Source organism: Pseudomonas pisciculturae, from assembly GCF_015461805.1.
Classification (GTDB): Bacteria; Pseudomonadota; Gammaproteobacteria; order Pseudomonadales; family Pseudomonadaceae; genus Aquipseudomonas; species Aquipseudomonas pisciculturae.
Genome location: NZ_JACVZE010000001.1, coordinates 833,030 through 847,562 on the forward strand (window position 1 = coordinate 833,030; position 14,533 = coordinate 847,562).

The 14,533-nt window shown below is 59.9% G+C and carries 16 protein-coding genes; 12 read left to right on the forward strand and 4 right to left on the reverse strand.

The features are described 5' to 3' along the window. The first annotated feature begins 8 nt into the window (after nt 1–8). The 9 genes from ICY20_RS03740 to ICY20_RS03780 are packed head-to-tail and all read left to right on the forward strand — an operon-like array spanning nt 9 to nt 8,558. Nucleotides 9–1,160 (forward strand): LegC family aminotransferase, encoded by a 1,152-nt coding sequence (locus ICY20_RS03740; RefSeq protein ID WP_159962143.1) that lies wholly within the window; start codon nt 9–11, stop codon nt 1,158–1,160. Continuing rightward, nucleotides 1,157–2,311 (forward strand): UDP-N-acetylglucosamine 2-epimerase, encoded by a 1,155-nt coding sequence (gene neuC, locus ICY20_RS03745; RefSeq protein ID WP_159962142.1) that lies wholly within the window; start codon nt 1,157–1,159, stop codon nt 2,309–2,311. The genes ICY20_RS03740 and neuC overlap by 4 nt, the downstream gene beginning before the upstream one ends. A 3-nt stretch (nt 2,312–2,314) precedes the next feature. Further along, a complete protein-coding gene (neuB, locus tag ICY20_RS03750; protein WP_194936954.1) occupies nt 2,315–3,400 on the forward strand; it encodes an N-acetylneuraminate synthase in 1,086 nt (361 codons plus the stop codon). Beyond that, nucleotides 3,400–4,053: an acetyltransferase gene (locus tag ICY20_RS03755; protein ID WP_159962140.1), complete on the forward strand. Its 654-nt coding sequence runs from the start codon at nt 3,400–3,402 to the stop codon at nt 4,051–4,053. The genes neuB and ICY20_RS03755 overlap by 1 nt, the downstream gene beginning before the upstream one ends. Nucleotides 4,054–4,073: 20 nt before the next feature. Further along, the gene (locus ICY20_RS03760; protein ID WP_159962139.1) at nt 4,074–5,129 is read left to right on the forward strand and encodes a nucleotidyltransferase family protein; all 1,056 of its coding nucleotides are present in this window, start codon (nt 4,074–4,076) and stop codon (nt 5,127–5,129) included. Nucleotides 5,130–5,157: 28 nt separating this feature from the next. Further along, on the forward strand, nt 5,158–6,471 hold the full coding sequence (locus ICY20_RS03765; RefSeq protein ID WP_194936955.1) for an N-acetyl sugar amidotransferase: 1,314 nt from the start codon (nt 5,158–5,160) through the stop codon (nt 6,469–6,471). After that, nucleotides 6,468–7,229 (forward strand): imidazole glycerol phosphate synthase subunit HisF, encoded by a 762-nt coding sequence (gene hisF, locus ICY20_RS03770; protein ID WP_159962137.1) that lies wholly within the window; start codon nt 6,468–6,470, stop codon nt 7,227–7,229. The genes ICY20_RS03765 and hisF overlap by 4 nt, the downstream gene beginning before the upstream one ends. Next, nucleotides 7,222–7,872: an imidazole glycerol phosphate synthase subunit HisH gene (gene hisH, locus ICY20_RS03775; protein ID WP_159962136.1), complete on the forward strand. Its 651-nt coding sequence runs from the start codon at nt 7,222–7,224 to the stop codon at nt 7,870–7,872. Before hisF ends, hisH begins: the two co-directional genes overlap by 8 nt. Continuing rightward, entirely contained in the window at nt 7,869–8,558 is a 690-nt protein-coding gene (locus ICY20_RS03780; protein WP_194936956.1) for an acylneuraminate cytidylyltransferase family protein, read from the forward strand. The genes hisH and ICY20_RS03780 overlap by 4 nt, the downstream gene beginning before the upstream one ends. A gap of 90 nt (nt 8,559–8,648) precedes the next feature. On the opposite strand, the gene ICY20_RS03785 is transcribed toward ICY20_RS03780, so the two are convergent. Then, nucleotides 8,649–9,524, reverse strand: a complete 876-nt coding sequence (locus ICY20_RS03785; protein ID WP_228758265.1) for an SMP-30/gluconolactonase/LRE family protein — start codon at nt 9,522–9,524, stop codon at nt 8,649–8,651. 127 nt (nt 9,525–9,651) lie between these two features. On the opposite strand from ICY20_RS03785, the gene ICY20_RS03790 reads away from it, so the two are divergent. Next, entirely contained in the window at nt 9,652–10,554 is a 903-nt protein-coding gene (locus ICY20_RS03790; protein ID WP_122487099.1) for a LysR family transcriptional regulator, read from the forward strand. Here the strand turns inward: ICY20_RS03790 and ICY20_RS03795 are convergent. Together ICY20_RS03795 and tcuC are read right to left on the reverse strand one after the other, a co-directional pair. Next, complete coding sequence (locus tag ICY20_RS03795) at nt 10,546–11,304, reverse strand: substrate-binding domain-containing protein (RefSeq protein ID WP_194936957.1); 759 nt, start codon at nt 11,302–11,304, stop codon at nt 10,546–10,548. The genes ICY20_RS03790 and ICY20_RS03795 overlap by 9 nt on opposite strands. Next, entirely contained in the window at nt 11,304–12,608 is a 1,305-nt protein-coding gene (gene tcuC, locus ICY20_RS03800; RefSeq protein ID WP_159962132.1) for an MFS transporter, read from the reverse strand. Before tcuC ends, ICY20_RS03795 begins: the two co-directional genes overlap by 1 nt. 197 nt (nt 12,609–12,805) lie before the next feature. On the opposite strand from tcuC, the gene ICY20_RS03805 reads away from it, so the two are divergent. Beyond that, nucleotides 12,806–12,949 carry a hypothetical protein gene (locus tag ICY20_RS03805; protein ID WP_194936958.1) on the forward strand — a complete coding sequence of 48 codons (144 nt, stop codon included), beginning with the start codon at nt 12,806–12,808 and terminating at the stop codon, nt 12,947–12,949. A 125-nt stretch (nt 12,950–13,074) separates the two neighbouring features. Here the strand turns inward: ICY20_RS03805 and ICY20_RS03810 are convergent, their stop codons facing one another. Next, nucleotides 13,075–13,467, reverse strand: coding sequence for a VOC family protein (locus ICY20_RS03810; protein WP_194936959.1), 393 nt, complete (start codon nt 13,465–13,467; stop codon nt 13,075–13,077). Between the two features lie 127 nt (nt 13,468–13,594). Here ICY20_RS03810 and ICY20_RS03815 point away from each other — a divergent pair, with 127 nt between their 5' ends. Further along, nucleotides 13,595–14,518, forward strand: coding sequence for a LysR substrate-binding domain-containing protein (locus tag ICY20_RS03815; RefSeq protein ID WP_159962130.1), 924 nt, complete (start codon nt 13,595–13,597; stop codon nt 14,516–14,518). The last annotated feature ends 15 nt before the right edge of the window (nt 14,519–14,533 follow it).

Consider the following 14,533-nt stretch of genomic DNA (forward strand, 5'->3'; position numbering starts at 1 on the left):
GGTTCGCCATGTTTGACTCGCTTGTCAGGTTTGTACGCGAACACTACGGCACCAATGAATTCATCCCGCTGCACGCGCCGGTATTTGCCGGCAATGAGCAGCAGTATGTCGCCGATACCATCACCTCTACGTTCGTTTCGAGCGTAGGTGCCTTTGTCGATCGCTTCGAGCGGGACATGCAGGCCTATACCGGCAGCCCACGGGCAGTGGCGACCGTCAATGGTACCGCTGCGCTTCACGTCGCCTTGCTGCTCGCCGGCGTCAAGCCTGGCGATCTGGTCATTACTCAGTCGCTGACATTCGTGGCCACCTGTAACGCCATCGCCTATTGCGGCGCGCAACCGGTGTTCGTGGACGTGGATCGCCATACGCTTGGGCTTTCGCCGTCGGCGCTCGCAACGTGGCTTGAGGCGCAAGCGTTTGTCGATGCAGAGGGCCAGTGTCGCCTCAAAAAAGATGACCGCATTCTGCGCGCCTGTTTGCCGATGCACACCTTTGGCCACCCGGTAGCGCTGGATGAGTTGGTTGAGGTGTGCCGTCGTTGGGGGCTTGCGCTGGTGGAAGATGCCGCCGAGTCGCTGGGCAGTACGTACAAGGGGCAGCACACCGGCACGTTCGGCCTGATTGGTACGCTGAGCTTCAATGGCAACAAGGTGATCACAACCGGCGGCGGCGGCATGCTGCTGACGGGGGAGGCGCTGGGCGCCAAGGCCAAGCACCTGACCACCACAGCCAAGCAGCCGCACCCGTACGAATATGTGCATGATGAAGTGGGTTACAACTATCGTCTGCCGAATATCAACGCGGCCCTGGGCTGTGCTCAATTGGAACAGCTCGATTCGTTCCTTGAGGCCAAGCGCGGCCTGGCGATGCGCTACGCCGAAGAGTTGGCCGGCGGCGATCTGCAGTTTGTGCTTGAGCCTGAAGGCTGCCGCTCCAACTACTGGTTGAACGCCGTGATCTGCCAAGACCTGGCACAGCGCGATGCACTGCTCAAGGCCACCAACGATCAGGGCGTGATGACCCGCCCGATCTGGCGCTTGATGAACCACTTGCCCGCCTATCGCGACTGCATCACGGGTGACCTGAGCAACGCGCAGTGGCTGGAAGCGCGTGTGGTCAACCTGCCAAGCAGCGTGAAGGCACCGGAGCGCCCATGAGTCGTCGGATCGCCGTCTTTACCGGCACCCGGGCAGAGTACGGCCTGCTTTACTGGCTGATGAAAGGCATACAATCCAGTGAATTACTGGAGCTGCAGGTCATCGTCAGTTGCATGCACTTATCTCCCGAGTTCGGCGAAACGTGGCGCCAGATTCAGAGTGATGGCTTCGCTATCGATGCCAAGGTAGAGATGCTGCTGTCTTCCGATACCGATGTTGGCACGGTCAAATCCATGGGGTTGGGGACGTTGGGTTTTGCCGACGCACTCGATCGCCTGCGCCCTGACATGCTGGTAGTGCTGGGTGACCGATTCGAGGCGCTGAGCATCGTTCAAGCGGCCTTGATCATGCGGATCCCGGTTGCCCACCTGCACGGCGGTGAACTGACCGAAGGCGCCTATGATGACGCGATTCGGCATGCCATCAGCAAAATGTCCTACCTGCACTTTGTCGCGGCGCAACCGTATCGCCAGCGCGTCATCCAAATGGGCGAGGCCCCGGAGCGCGTGTTCAACGTGGGCGCGGTGGGGCTGGACCATCTCAAGCTGACCCCCGCGCTGTCTGCCAGTGAGCTGGCGCAGACCCTGGACTTTGACTTCAGCACGCCTTTTTTCCTGGTGACCTACCACCCGGTGACGATGCAGGAAGAAGACCCGGTTGCCAGTTTTGGCGCACTGTTGGCGGCGCTGGATGCATTTGGTCAGTATGGCGTGGTGCTCACGTATCCCAATGCCGACAATGGTGGACGCGCGATTATCCCGATGATCGAGGACTACGCTGCACGCAACGGCGCACGCGTGCTGGCCATTGCGTCCTTGGGCTTTCGGCGTTATCTCAGTGTCGTGGGCAAGGCTGCGGTTGTCGTGGGCAACTCTTCCAGCGGGCTTATCGAGGTGCCGTCTTTCGGTGTGCCGACGGTCGATATCGGCGCGCGCCAGGCGGGTAGGTTGTGCGCGGCCTCCGTCGTGCACTGCGAGCCTGAAACCGCGTCGATTGTGGCGGCCATTGAGACCGCGCTAAGCCAGCCTTTTGCCGATGCTTGCAAGGGAGTCGAGAACCCCTACGGGCAAGGTGATGCCGCCAGGCAGATTGTGCAGATCCTCGAAACCTGTGACGTCTCGGGTCACAAGTCTTTTCATGATTTGAGTTGACGTATGACAAAGCCAAATAAAGACGCCGTATACGTTATTGCCGAGGCCGGTGTGAATCACAACGGGCAGCGAGACCTGGCTTTCAAGCTCGTGGAGCTGGCGGCCCAGGCCGGTGCAGACGCGGTAAAGTTCCAGACCTTCGATGCCCGCAAGTTGGCGTCGGTCAGTGCACCCAAGGCGTTGTACCAGCAGCAGACCACCGACGCTGCGCAAAGCCAGTTGGCGATGCTCAAACAGTTGGAGTTGCCCAGGGAATGGCATGCCGAGTTGCAGGCCCATGCAGCGGCGTGCGGCATCGAGTTCATCAGCACGGCTTTCGACACTGACAGCCTGGCGTTCCTGGTTTCGCTGGGTATTCCCTTTTTCAAGGTGCCCTCTGGCGAGCTGACCAATGGCCCGTTGTTGTGGCAATTCGCCAGGACCGGCAAGCCACTGATTCTCTCGACCGGCATGGCCACCCTGAGTGAAGTGGAGCAGGGGCTGGCGATCGTGGCCCACGGCCTGGTCAACGAGCGTGAGCCGGCCGGCATGGATGAAGTGTGGCGGTGCTGGAGTGATGAGAGTGTCCGGCGCAAGCTGCAGGGGCATGTCACGCTGTTGCATTGCACGTCGCAGTACCCGACCCCCTTGTCGGAGGTCAACTTGCTGGCGATGGACACGCTGCGCCGTGCTTTCGGGCTTGAGGTGGGGTATTCGGACCACACCGAAGGTTTGCTTGTGCCCGTGGCAGCGGTTGCGCGGGGCGCTCGGGTGATCGAAAAGCACTTCACCCTGGACCGCACCATGCCAGGCCCTGATCACAAGGCTTCCTTGGAGCCGGATGAGCTGGCGCAGATGATTGTGCAGATTCGCGGTGTGGAGCAGGCGTTCGGGGTCGCGGCCAAGTCGCCTCAACCGAGCGAGTGGGACACGCGAAAGGCTGCTCGCCAGCAAGTCATCACTGTGCGCGACATTGCGCAAGGTGAGCGCTTTGCACGCGAAGACCTCAGCACCGCACGCTGTGGTGGCGGATTGCCTGCGGTATCGCTTTGGGAACGCGTTGGCACGACAGCTTCAAAAGCCTACCGTGCTGGCGAGGCCATCGAGTGATGCCGGCAATCGCCCCGGCGGTCGTCATGCTCGGCGCGGGAGGGCATGCAAAAGTCCTGCTGTCCCTGCTGCAGGCAATCGGCGCGGATGTGCGTGGGGTCTGTGATCCTGGTTTGGCAGCGCAGTCGGTGACGATGTGGCGGGGCATCGCGGTGTTGGGGGGCGACGAAGCCCTTGATCAGCTAGACCCCGCCAGCGTTGGCTTGGTTAATGGCATGGGGCAGACAGTGGGCTCCTTGCGCAGGCAAGGTTTGTTTGACGCGCTGTGTGCCAGAGGCTTTGGCTTTCCGGCGCTTGTTCATCCAGCGGCCTGGGTCGACCCCAGCGTCGTGCTGCACGCCGGCGTGCAGGTCATGGCCGGGGCGGTCATTCAGCCAGACGCGACGATTGGGGCCAATACAATCGTGAATACCGGGGCCAGGATTGACCACGACTGTACAATTGGCGACCACGTACATATCGCGCCCGGCGCAGTGCTCTGCGGAGCTGTTCAGGTTGCACGTGGCGCCTTCATCGGTGCAGGCTCGACCACGATACAAGGCGTCTCGATCGGCGAATCCTGTGTCGTGGGGGCCGGGGCCGTGTTAGTCAGGAATTTGCAGGCGGGGCATCGGGTGGTGGGTTCACCCGTGCGCATCAACGAATCGAAATAGAGAGTTCAACCGAAGACATCATGAATACAGTTGACCACCAAATATGGCGCAAAGCGTTACTGTCGCAGGGCGCGACCATTCAACAGGCCATCAGCAACCTGGACGAGTCCGGGATGCAGATCGTGCTTGTGATTTGTGCGCAAGGGCGTCTGCAGGGTAGCGTCACTGATGGCGATGTTCGGCGTGGCCTGCTGAGGGGCCTTGAACTGGATGGCCCCGTGGAGCAGATCATGTCTGCCAACCCGTTGGTTGTTCCGCCTGAGATGGGGCGTGAAATGGTGCTGCACCTCATGCACGCCAACAAGATCCACCAGCTTCCGATCGTTGACGCGGACCGCCATGTGGTGGGGTTGCATTTGTGGGATGAAGTCGTCGAAGCGGCAGATCGTCCCAATACCATGGTTATCATGGCCGGTGGTGTTGGCAAACGTTTGTTGCCATTCACCGAAGACTGCCCCAAGCCGATGCTGCCAGTCGGTGGCAAGCCGATGCTCGAATTGATCATCGATCGGGCCAAGATGGATGGGTTTACCAACTTCATCGTATCGGTACATTACCTTGGCCACATGATCGAAGAGTATTTCGGTGACGGCCACAAATGGGGCGTGAACATCAGCTACCTGCATGAAGACTCCCCACTGGGCACCGCAGGCGCCATCAGCTTGTTCAACCCACGGCCTACGGCGCCGTTTGTGGTCACCAACGGTGATGTCCTGAGCGACGTGCGCTACGGTGAAATGCTCGATTTCCACCTGCGCCATGACGCATCGGCCACTATGGCGGTCAGGCTCCATGAGTGGCAGAACCCTTTTGGCGTGGTTCGTACCGAAGGCATCAATATTGTCGGTTTCGACGAGAAGCCTATCCACAGAACCTACGTGAACGCAGGTATTTATGTCCTGGACCCGGCAGCGCTTGACGAGCTGGTTGTGGGAAGCTCATGCGACATGCCAACGCTGTTCGAGCGTCTTCAGCACAAGGGTGAAAGCACGATTGCTTATCCCATGCATGAGCCTTGGCTGGATGTAGGCCGCCCTGACGACCTGCAGCGGGCTCGCAATAAATATCCTGTTTGATTATTGATTTTGCAATCGGAGACCAATTTTGAAAATTTCCCCTAGCGCGTCGTTTGATCTTTCAAAGTTTGCGCAACCCAAAGGTGAGCTGGAAGTATTTTACGGCCTGCCACGTGACGTTCAGTTCTGCAAAATCTGCAACATGTCCAACCAGCAGCCGATGTCCAGTAACGAGTATGCACACAGTCACAGTTCGACCAAGACAACCCTGAGCTTTGATGAGCACGGCGTATGCCATGCCTGTAACTTCAACAAGCTCAAGGAAACCGGTGAAATCGATTGGGAAGAGCGCGAGCGCGAGCTGGTCGAGCTGTGCAACCGTTATCGCAAGAACGACGGTTCGTATGACTGCATCGTCGGCGGTAGTGGTGGCAAGGACAGCGCGATGCAGTCCCACTTGCTCAAGTACAAGTACGGCATGAACCCGCTGACGGTGACCTGGTCCCCGCACTTGTACACCGATATCGGCTGGAAAAACTTCCAGAACTGGCTGCATGTCGGTGGTTTCGACAACTTCCTCTATACCCCCAACGGCAAGATCCATCGCCTGCTGACACGCAACGCGACGATCAACCTGTTGCACCCGTTCCAGCCGTTCATCCTGGGTCAGAAGACCTACGTTGCGAAAATGGCTGCACAGTTCAACATCCCGCTGATTTTCTACGGAGAGATGCCGGGTGAGTACGGTGAGAAGATTTCTCACAAGACTACCGGCTATGCAACCCAGGGCCAGGAAGTGGAAAGCGAAGGCTTTTCGCTCGATTACCTGGGCAAAACAGACATCCGCGATGTATTCCTGGGCGGCAAGGCGATTGGCGAGTACCTCGACGAAGGCGTTCCACTGGTCGACCTCAAAGGCTACCTGCCTATGGCGCCGGACGTGCTCGAGAAGAAGGGTATCGACTTCAAGTACCTGGGCTACTACACCAAGTGGGTACCTCAGGAAGCCTACTACTACGCAGTGGAAAACACCGGCTTCGAGGCCAACCCAGTGCGTACCGAAGGTACCTACTCCAAGTACAACAGCCTCGATGATAAAGTCGACGGCTTCTTCTACTTCACGCGCTGGATCAAGTTTGGTGTCGGTCGCACGATGATGGACTCCGCTCAGGAAATCCGTAATCACCATATCGACAAGGACGAAGCGATTGCGCTGATGCAGCGTTATGAAGGCGAATACCCTTCGCGTTATGAAAAAGAGTTCCTCGATTACATCAGCATGACCCGCGAAGAGTTTCTGGCGACGTGCGACGAGTTCCGCTCCCCGCACTTGTGGCATGTCGTGGATGGTGAGTGGAAACTGCGTTACACGCCTTGGTCTGCTCAGGGCAGCGCTGAATGAGTAACACCCGACTGATTGCCCGCCTCGACGTAAAGGGCAAGGACCTCATCAAAGGCATTCACCTCGAAGGCCTGCGCAAAATCGGTGTGCCTAACGATTTTGCCATGCGCTATTACGAGCAAGGGATCGATGAGCTTATCTACATGGACTGCGTGGCCAGCCTGTATGGCCGCAACAGTCTGAGTGAGTTGATCGAGAACACAGCCAGAAATGTGTTCATTCCCTTGACCGTCGGCGGCGGCGTGCGCTCAGTGGATGACGTAGCGCATCTGCTGCGCTGCGGGGCAGACAAAGTGGCGGTCAATACCGCCGCTGTGGGCAACCCCGGTTTGATTACCGAGATTGCCCGGCGTTTCGGCAGCCAGTGCATGGTCCTTTCGGTCGAGGCCAAGACAGTTGGCCCACAGCGTTGGGAAGTGTTTACCGACAATGGGCGTGAGTCCACGGGCAAAGACCTGCTGGAGTGGGTCAAGCAAGCCGCCCAGCTCGGCGCTGGCGAGATCCTGCTGACCTCGGTCGACCGTGAAGGTACGCGCAAGGGCTTTGACCTTGAGTTGGTCAATGCGGTGACTGAGGCTGTGGATATTCCTGTGATCGCCAGTGGCGGCATGGGCAGCTCCGAACATGCCATCAGCGCGGTCAAGGCGGGGGCGGATGCCGTGGCAATGGCTGACATCCTGCACTACCAGCGCGTTTCTCTTGCTGATATTCGGCGCGATGTTTCTGCTGCGGGTGTACGGGTTCGATCCTATGAGTGATGTCATTACAGTTATTGATTACGGTGTCGGCAACCTCTTCAGTGTCCGTCGGGCGTTGGAGCATTGCGGCGCCAAGGTCGAGATGGTCTCTGACCCGAGCTTGCTGAAGGGCGCCAGCAAGGTTTTACTTCCAGGTGTCGGGGCTTTTGCCGATGCCATGCAGAACCTGTCGGCCGGCGGAATGGACCAGGCCATCATCGAGTTTGCACGCTCAGGGCGTCCGCTTCTGGGGATTTGCCTGGGGATGCAGATGCTGCTCGACAGCAGTGCCGAACACGGCCACACCCGTGGGTTGGGCTTGATCCCCGGCTCCGTTGAGCCGGTTCCGACAGTCGATAACCACGGGCAACGCTCGAAAGTGCCGCACATCGGTTGGTCCAGTCTGGTATTTCCCGAGGGGCGCACGACGTGGGAGGGCACACCGCTCGCCTCCGTCGACCCGGCGAACAGCGCGGTTTACTTCGTGCACTCGTACATGGCCGTGCCTGCAGATCCGGCTCACCGGATCGCCAACTGCATGCACGACGATACGGTCGTGGCTGCGGTGATCGGGCACAACAACGTCTGGGGCGCCCAGTTTCATCCCGAAAAAAGTGGCGAGATCGGTCTTTCGATCCTGTCCAGTTTTGTGGCAATGAAATGAAGATCCTGGCGGTGGTGCCAGCGCGAGGTGGCTCAAAGCGCCTGCCCGGCAAGAACATCAAGCTGCTGGGCGACCGCCCGTTGATTGCCTGGACGATAGAGGCCGCATTGCAGAGCGGCACGGCGTGTGCGGTTGTCGTCACTACCGATGATCCGCAGATCGGTGTTGTCGCACAAACCTACGGTGCCAGCGTTCCGGGCATGAGGCCCGCGCACCTGGCCACCGATACGGCGACCAGCGTCGATGTGGTGCTGCATGCGCTCGATGAGTACGAATCGGCTCACGGGCCGGTAGACGGCGTGATGCTCTTGCAGCCGACGTCGCCGTTTCGCAGTGCGCAGTCGATTTGTCGGGCGGTGGCGCTTTTCAAGGCGGACCCCTCGCGGCCCGTTGTCAGCGTGTGCGCGGCCAGTAGCCATCCTGCTTGGTGCTTCAGGCTTGAAGGCGACTCGATGGAGCCTTTTCTGGGGTGGGAACACCTCACCAAGCGCTCTCAGGACCTGGAGCCCGCGTGTACGCTAAGCGGCTCGATCTACCTGATCGCGCCCGACGTGTTGCGCGAGCACAAGCGTTTCGTGTTCCCTGGCACAGTGCCGATGTTGGTGGCTGACAGTGTTGAATCGCTGGATATCGATACGCCTGAGGATTGGAGCGCTGCACTGCTTGCCGTGGAGTCCCGCCCTTAAACGTGCCCCCTGAATACAGGGGGCGCATTTACAGAGATACTCGTCCCCGGCTCAAAACCATCGTTTTACCTGATGTCTTTTGGTTCGCCGCTAATGTCCTTCGGGCGTCAGTTCCAACACCCGATCTCTGCCACCCTCGGCCAACAGATAGGTGCCACGCCCCGTCGGCACAATCGACTGGGGCGCCTTCAAGAATGAAAGAATCGTCTGCTGGCGCCCCTGCTTATCAATCAGTAACAGCCGCGCCCGGTGCGTGGCATCTTCGTTGATCCACAGCCCGCGCTCGTCGCACATCAGGAATGTCGGCTGGTTCAGGTGACTCAGCACCACCGGGTCGCTGCCGTCGTCGGTCAGCTCACGCACCACGCCTTTTTGCTTTTCGGTGTAGAGCATGCGCCCATCGGTGCAGCGCACGATGGACTCGCCTTCCTGAAGCTGGTCGCGCAGTACAGTCAGAGACTTGTCGCTCCAGCGATAACGCAGCAAGCGTCCGACTGGCTTGCGGTCTTCGATGGCGTAGAGGTAGTCGCCGTCGTCCCACAGCCCTTGTACGCTTTCGCCTTTAAACAGCTCGGTGACCACGCCGTCCTTGTAGAAACTAACGGGCAGGTCGGCAGACTCCTGACTGAATACCCAACCGCCTCGGGTGGCGAACAGGCCGTCAGGTTTGGACAGGTTAGCGACCACCACTTCGCGCGTGCCATCGGGGTGGATGCGCACGATGCTGCCTTTTGCGTCGTCGAGCTCCTGGCTGACCATCAGCGAGCCGTCCGGCAGGGGCATCAACGAGGCCGCCTTGGGTACATCGCGGTGCACCACTTGGACATTCCAGCCGCTGGTTGCGCTCACGGGATAGAAGCTTTGCCAGGCGAAGAAACCGAGGGTGGCGAGGCAGAGCGCAGCCGTCACTGCCGCGCTGAGTCGTAGCGCAGGGTAGGGCGTTTTATTGTTGGAGGTCTTGGGCATTGATCGCTCGGTCGGTGGGTTTGGCATGCAGACTACGCAGGTGGGTGTTTTTTTCAATGCGCACGGGCCAGTCGCTAGCGCTTTCATACGATAATGCCACCCACCTCGACCACCCTGGCCACCTCCCGTGATCATCAATTTCGACCTCAACGACCTCCAGGCCTTTCGCGCCGTGGTAGACAAGGGCAGTTTTCGCGGCGCCGCCGAGGCCATCCGTATTTCGCAACCGGCCCTCAGCCGGCGTATCGAAAAGCTTGAGTCGGCCCTCGACGTGAAGCTGTTCGAGCGCACCACGCGGCGCGTCAGCCTGACCATGGTCGGTCGCGCCTTCCTGCCGCAAGTGGAGCGCATGCTCGACGATCTGGACGTCGCACTGATGGGCATCAGCAACGTCGCGTCCACGCGCATGGGCAACGTCACCATCGCCTGCGTGCCGTCCACGGCGTACTACTTCATGCCCCACGTGATCTCGGAATTCCACAAGCTGTATCCGAAAATTCGCTTGCGGGTGTTGGATGCCAGCGCTGGCGAGGTGTGCAACGCGGTGGAAAGTGGCGAGGCGGATTTCGGCGTGAGTTTCAGCGGCAGCCTGGCCGATGAAGTGGAGTTTGAGTTGCTGCTGCAAGAGCGCTATGTGCTGGCCTGTCGCCGTGATCATCCGCTGGCCGGGCGCGAGAGCGTGCCTTGGGCCGAAGCCTATGAACACGACTACATCACCGTGGACAAAACCTCGGGCAACCGCTTCCTGCTGGACCAGGCCTTGCGCGGCGTGCGGGTGAAAAAGCCGAGCATCTGCGAGACGCACCACGTGACCACGATGATCGGGCTGGTAGAAGCAGGGCTGGGCGTAGCGATGGTGCCGTCGATTGCAATGCCGGCCATCGAACACCCGATCCTGGTCAGCGTGCCGCTGGTAGAGCCGCAAGTGATGCGCAATGTGGGCTTGATAAAACGCCGCGGGCGAACATTGCCGCCAGCGGCGCTGGAGTTGGAGCGGTTGGTGCGCGAGATGCCGTTCCGGTCAGCGTGACACCGAGTCCAGGCCGGTGGATTGCACCACCGGTTGCGCTTCGGGCGAGGCCAGGTACTGCAACAGTGCCTTGGCCTGGGCCGGGTGCTCGGCATTCACCGTAATACCTGCCGCGAAGCGCGTCACCGATTGCACGTCTTCCGGGATCTTGCCGACGTAGGTCACCCCAGGCACCGGCAGCAATTCGGCCACCTGCTGCAAGCCCACTTCGTAATCGCCCTTGGCGACCTGTTCGGCCACCGGGATGCGTTCGATCATGGTGCCCTTGGCCGGCATGCCGAGTTTCTTGAACAGCTCCTTCTGCACATACACACCGCTGGCACTGTCCGAATACGCCACGGATTTGGCCTGGCTCAGCACCGTCCTGAGTTCGGCATCGGTGCCGATGGCGGGTTTGGCCGCGCCTGCTTTGACCACCAGGCCGATGCGCGAATCTGCCAGCTCCACGCGGGACGCCGGGTCGACCTTGCCTTGTTTGATCAAGTCATCCAGGGCGTAGCCGACCATGATCACCACATCGGCGTGTTCGCCACGGGCCAGGCGGTTGGGAATCGCTTCCGGCGCCTTGCCCATGGACGGGCCGAGGATAGTGTCCAGGGTGTCACCGCTGTGCTGGGCGTATTGCGGGCCCAGTAGTTTATAAGCGGCAGTGAAGCCGCCAGAAGTCATCACCTTGAGCTGTTCAGCCTGGGCCGTCAGCGCCAGGGCGCCAAGGGCCAGGGCCGTCAGGGTCTTGAGCAGAGCCTGCATCACGCCGCCTCCTGCATGACCTGGCCGCGGGTATTGGCGCGGCGATACAGCGCCAGGGTCGAGCACAGCGCGCACGCCGCCGCAAACATCATCCAATAGGCCGGCGAAGCCTTGTCTGCGGTGATGTGAATGAACCAGGTGGAAATCGCCGGGGTGAAACCGCCGAAGATCGCGGTTGCCAGGCTGTAGGCCAGGGAGAAACCCGCCACGCGCACTTCCACCGGCATGATCTCGGTGAGGGCCGGGATCATCGCCCCGTTGTACATGCCATAGAGGAAGGAGAACCACAGCAGCGTCTCCAGCATATGGGCGAAGCTGGGTGCGTTAACCACGTAGGACAGCGCCGGGTAGGCGGTCAGCACTGTGAGTACGGTCATGGCGATCAGCACCGGCTTGCGGCCGAAGCGGTCACTCAATGTGCCGCCGATGGGCAGCCAGACAAAGTTCGACACGGCCACCAGCAAGGTCACCAGCAATGCGTCGGAAGTGCTCAGTTGCAGCACGGTCTTGCCGAAGGTCGGTGCGTACACGGTGATCAGGTAGAACGCGGTGGTGGTCATGGCCACCATCAGCATGCCACCGATGACCACGGTCCAGTTCTTGACCAGCGTGGCCAGCACTTCGCGCATGGTCGGGCGATGCTTGCGGTTGGCGAACTCTTCGGTTTCCTGCAGGTTGCGACGCAGGATGAAAATGAACGGGATGATCACGCAGCCAATGGCGAACGGAATGCGCCAGCCCCAATCGGCCACCACTGCAGGGTCCATCCACACGTTCAGGCCATAGCCCAGCGCGGCGGCGACCACGATGGAGATCTGTTGGCTGCCCGATTGCCAGCTGGTGTAGAAACCTTTGCGGCCAGGCGTGGCCATTTCCGACAGGTAAACCGACACACCGCCCAGCTCTGCGCCAGCCGAGAAGCCTTGCAGCAAACGGCCCAGCAATACCAGCGCCGGCGCCCACAGGCCAATGGTGTGATAGCCCGGAACCAGCACGATCAGCAGCGTGCCGCTGGCCATGATCGACAAGGTCACGATCAGGCCTTTGCGACGACCGACGTCATCGATATAGGCACCCAAGATAATCGCGCCCAACGGCCGCATCAAAAAGCCCGCGCCGAACACGGCGAAGGTCATCATTAATGACGCAAACTCATTAGCGGCAGGGAAGAACGCGGCAGCGATGTAGGTGGCGTAGAAACCGAACAGGAAGAAGTCGAATTGTTCGAGGAAGTTGCCCGAAGTAACGCGGAATACCGCGCCAACTTTTGAGCGGGCAGAGTCGGGCCGGGTAGGGCTAGTCATGGTTTTGTGTCTCCAGCGTTCTTTTTAAAGTGCTTGTTTCGCCTAAGACCGAGGATAGTGGCTGACACATTTAGAAATGATAAGTGACAAATTTGGATTGATTGATGCGTACTGACTATCAATCGAGAGGGCGTCGAAACGCCCGACCCTGTTCTATGCTTGAAGGTGTGAGCAATTCTTACGGATGGGAGGTGGCAATGGCGGACCAACAGAAACGGCGGGATGAGCCTGAGCGGGAGCAACCCCGGCGGCGCGAGGAAGAAAAACCGCAGACCTGGAAACATCCAGATGACGGAACCGAGCTGTCCGAACGGGACCAGGAGCGCCCGCTCAAACCCTGATCCGCAAGACAACACGGATCAAATGTGGGAGCGGGCTTGCTCGCGAAAGCGCAGTGTCAGTCACCTGATTTACTGACTGATTCACCCCATTCGCGAGCAAGCCCGCTCCCGCAGGGGTTCTATGTTCAGCCTTGGATGGGCGTGCACAGCTCGACGAGGGTGCCGTCCGGGCAGCGCACATAAGACACCACCTGGCCCCAAGGCTTGGCGCTTGGCGCTGCCAACTCAGTCGCGCCGTGGGCCAGCGCTTTTGCGTGGGCGACCAGTACATCCTCAGTCACAAACCCCACCTCCATTCCCAACGGCTGCCGTGAGGCGTGGGCCTGCACATGCCCGCCCTTGAAATTCATCTCACCCAACTCATGTGCGGCAAACGACAACGTGGTGTCGCCGGTTTCCAGCTCGCCGTACGTGCCTGATTCATGCAGGAAACGGCGACTCAAACCGAAGGCTTTTTCAAAGAAGTCGAGGGAGGCCGCAACGTCCGGCACATAGATAATGGTGTAGGCAAATTTCATGGTTTGGCGTTCCTTGCTCAACATTGAATGGCCTGTCGTCAAACCCCGACACAACTATCGGCGCATAGACGCGGCTTACAGGGCTTTCTACACTGCGGCTTGTCTTGAGGGGAAGGGGCAGGCGCCGATGAATCGCAATGAATTACGCAAAGCCGACATCAACCTGATGGTGGTGTTCGAAGCGCTGATGCTTGAGCGCAATGTGACGCGGGTGGCGGAGAAGTTGTTTTTGGGCCAGCCGACCATCAGTTCGGCCCTCAACCGTCTGCGTACGTTGTTCAACGACCCGCTGTTTATTCGCGTCGGCCACCGCATGGAGCCTACGGCGCGTGCCGAAGAAATCATCCAGCACTTGTCGCCCGCCCTGGATTCGCTGTCGTCAGCCCTGAGCCTGACCCACGATTTTGACCCGTCCATCAGCACCATGACCTTCCGTATTGGTTTGTCCGATGACGTCGAGTTCGGCCTGTTGCCACCTCTGTTGCGCAGCCTGCGTCAGGAAGCACCGCAAGTGGTATTTGTGGTGCAGCATGTGGATTACTGGCGCATTCCTGATCTGCTGGCGTCCGGTGATATCACCGTTGGCATCACCCAGACCCGCGGCCTGCCGGCCAATGCCAAGCGCAAGTTGCTGCGCCATATTCGTCCGCGCATCCTGCGTGCCGATGCCTCTGATACACCGCTGACCCTCGATGAATACTGCGCGCGGCCCCATGTGCTGGTGTCCCATACCGCCAATGTGTCCGGGTTTGCCGATGAGTGGCTGGCAGAAATCGGCCGCAAGCGCCACGTGGTGTTGTCGGTGCCGCAGTACAGCGCGTTGCCAGCGCTGCTGGCCGGCACCGACCTGATCGCCAGCCTGCCGGACTACACGGCCGAAGCCATGGCCGTGTCGGGCCACCTGTTCTGTGAGCCGTTCCCGTTCGAGACGCCGACCCTGGATTTGTCCATGGTCTGGCTCAGCCACGTAGACACCGACCCGGCAGAGCGCTGGGTGCGTTCACGGTTGGAGGCGTTTATGAGCGACAGAGGGCTGGCGAACAAGGCTTGATGCTTTTTCCGTGAT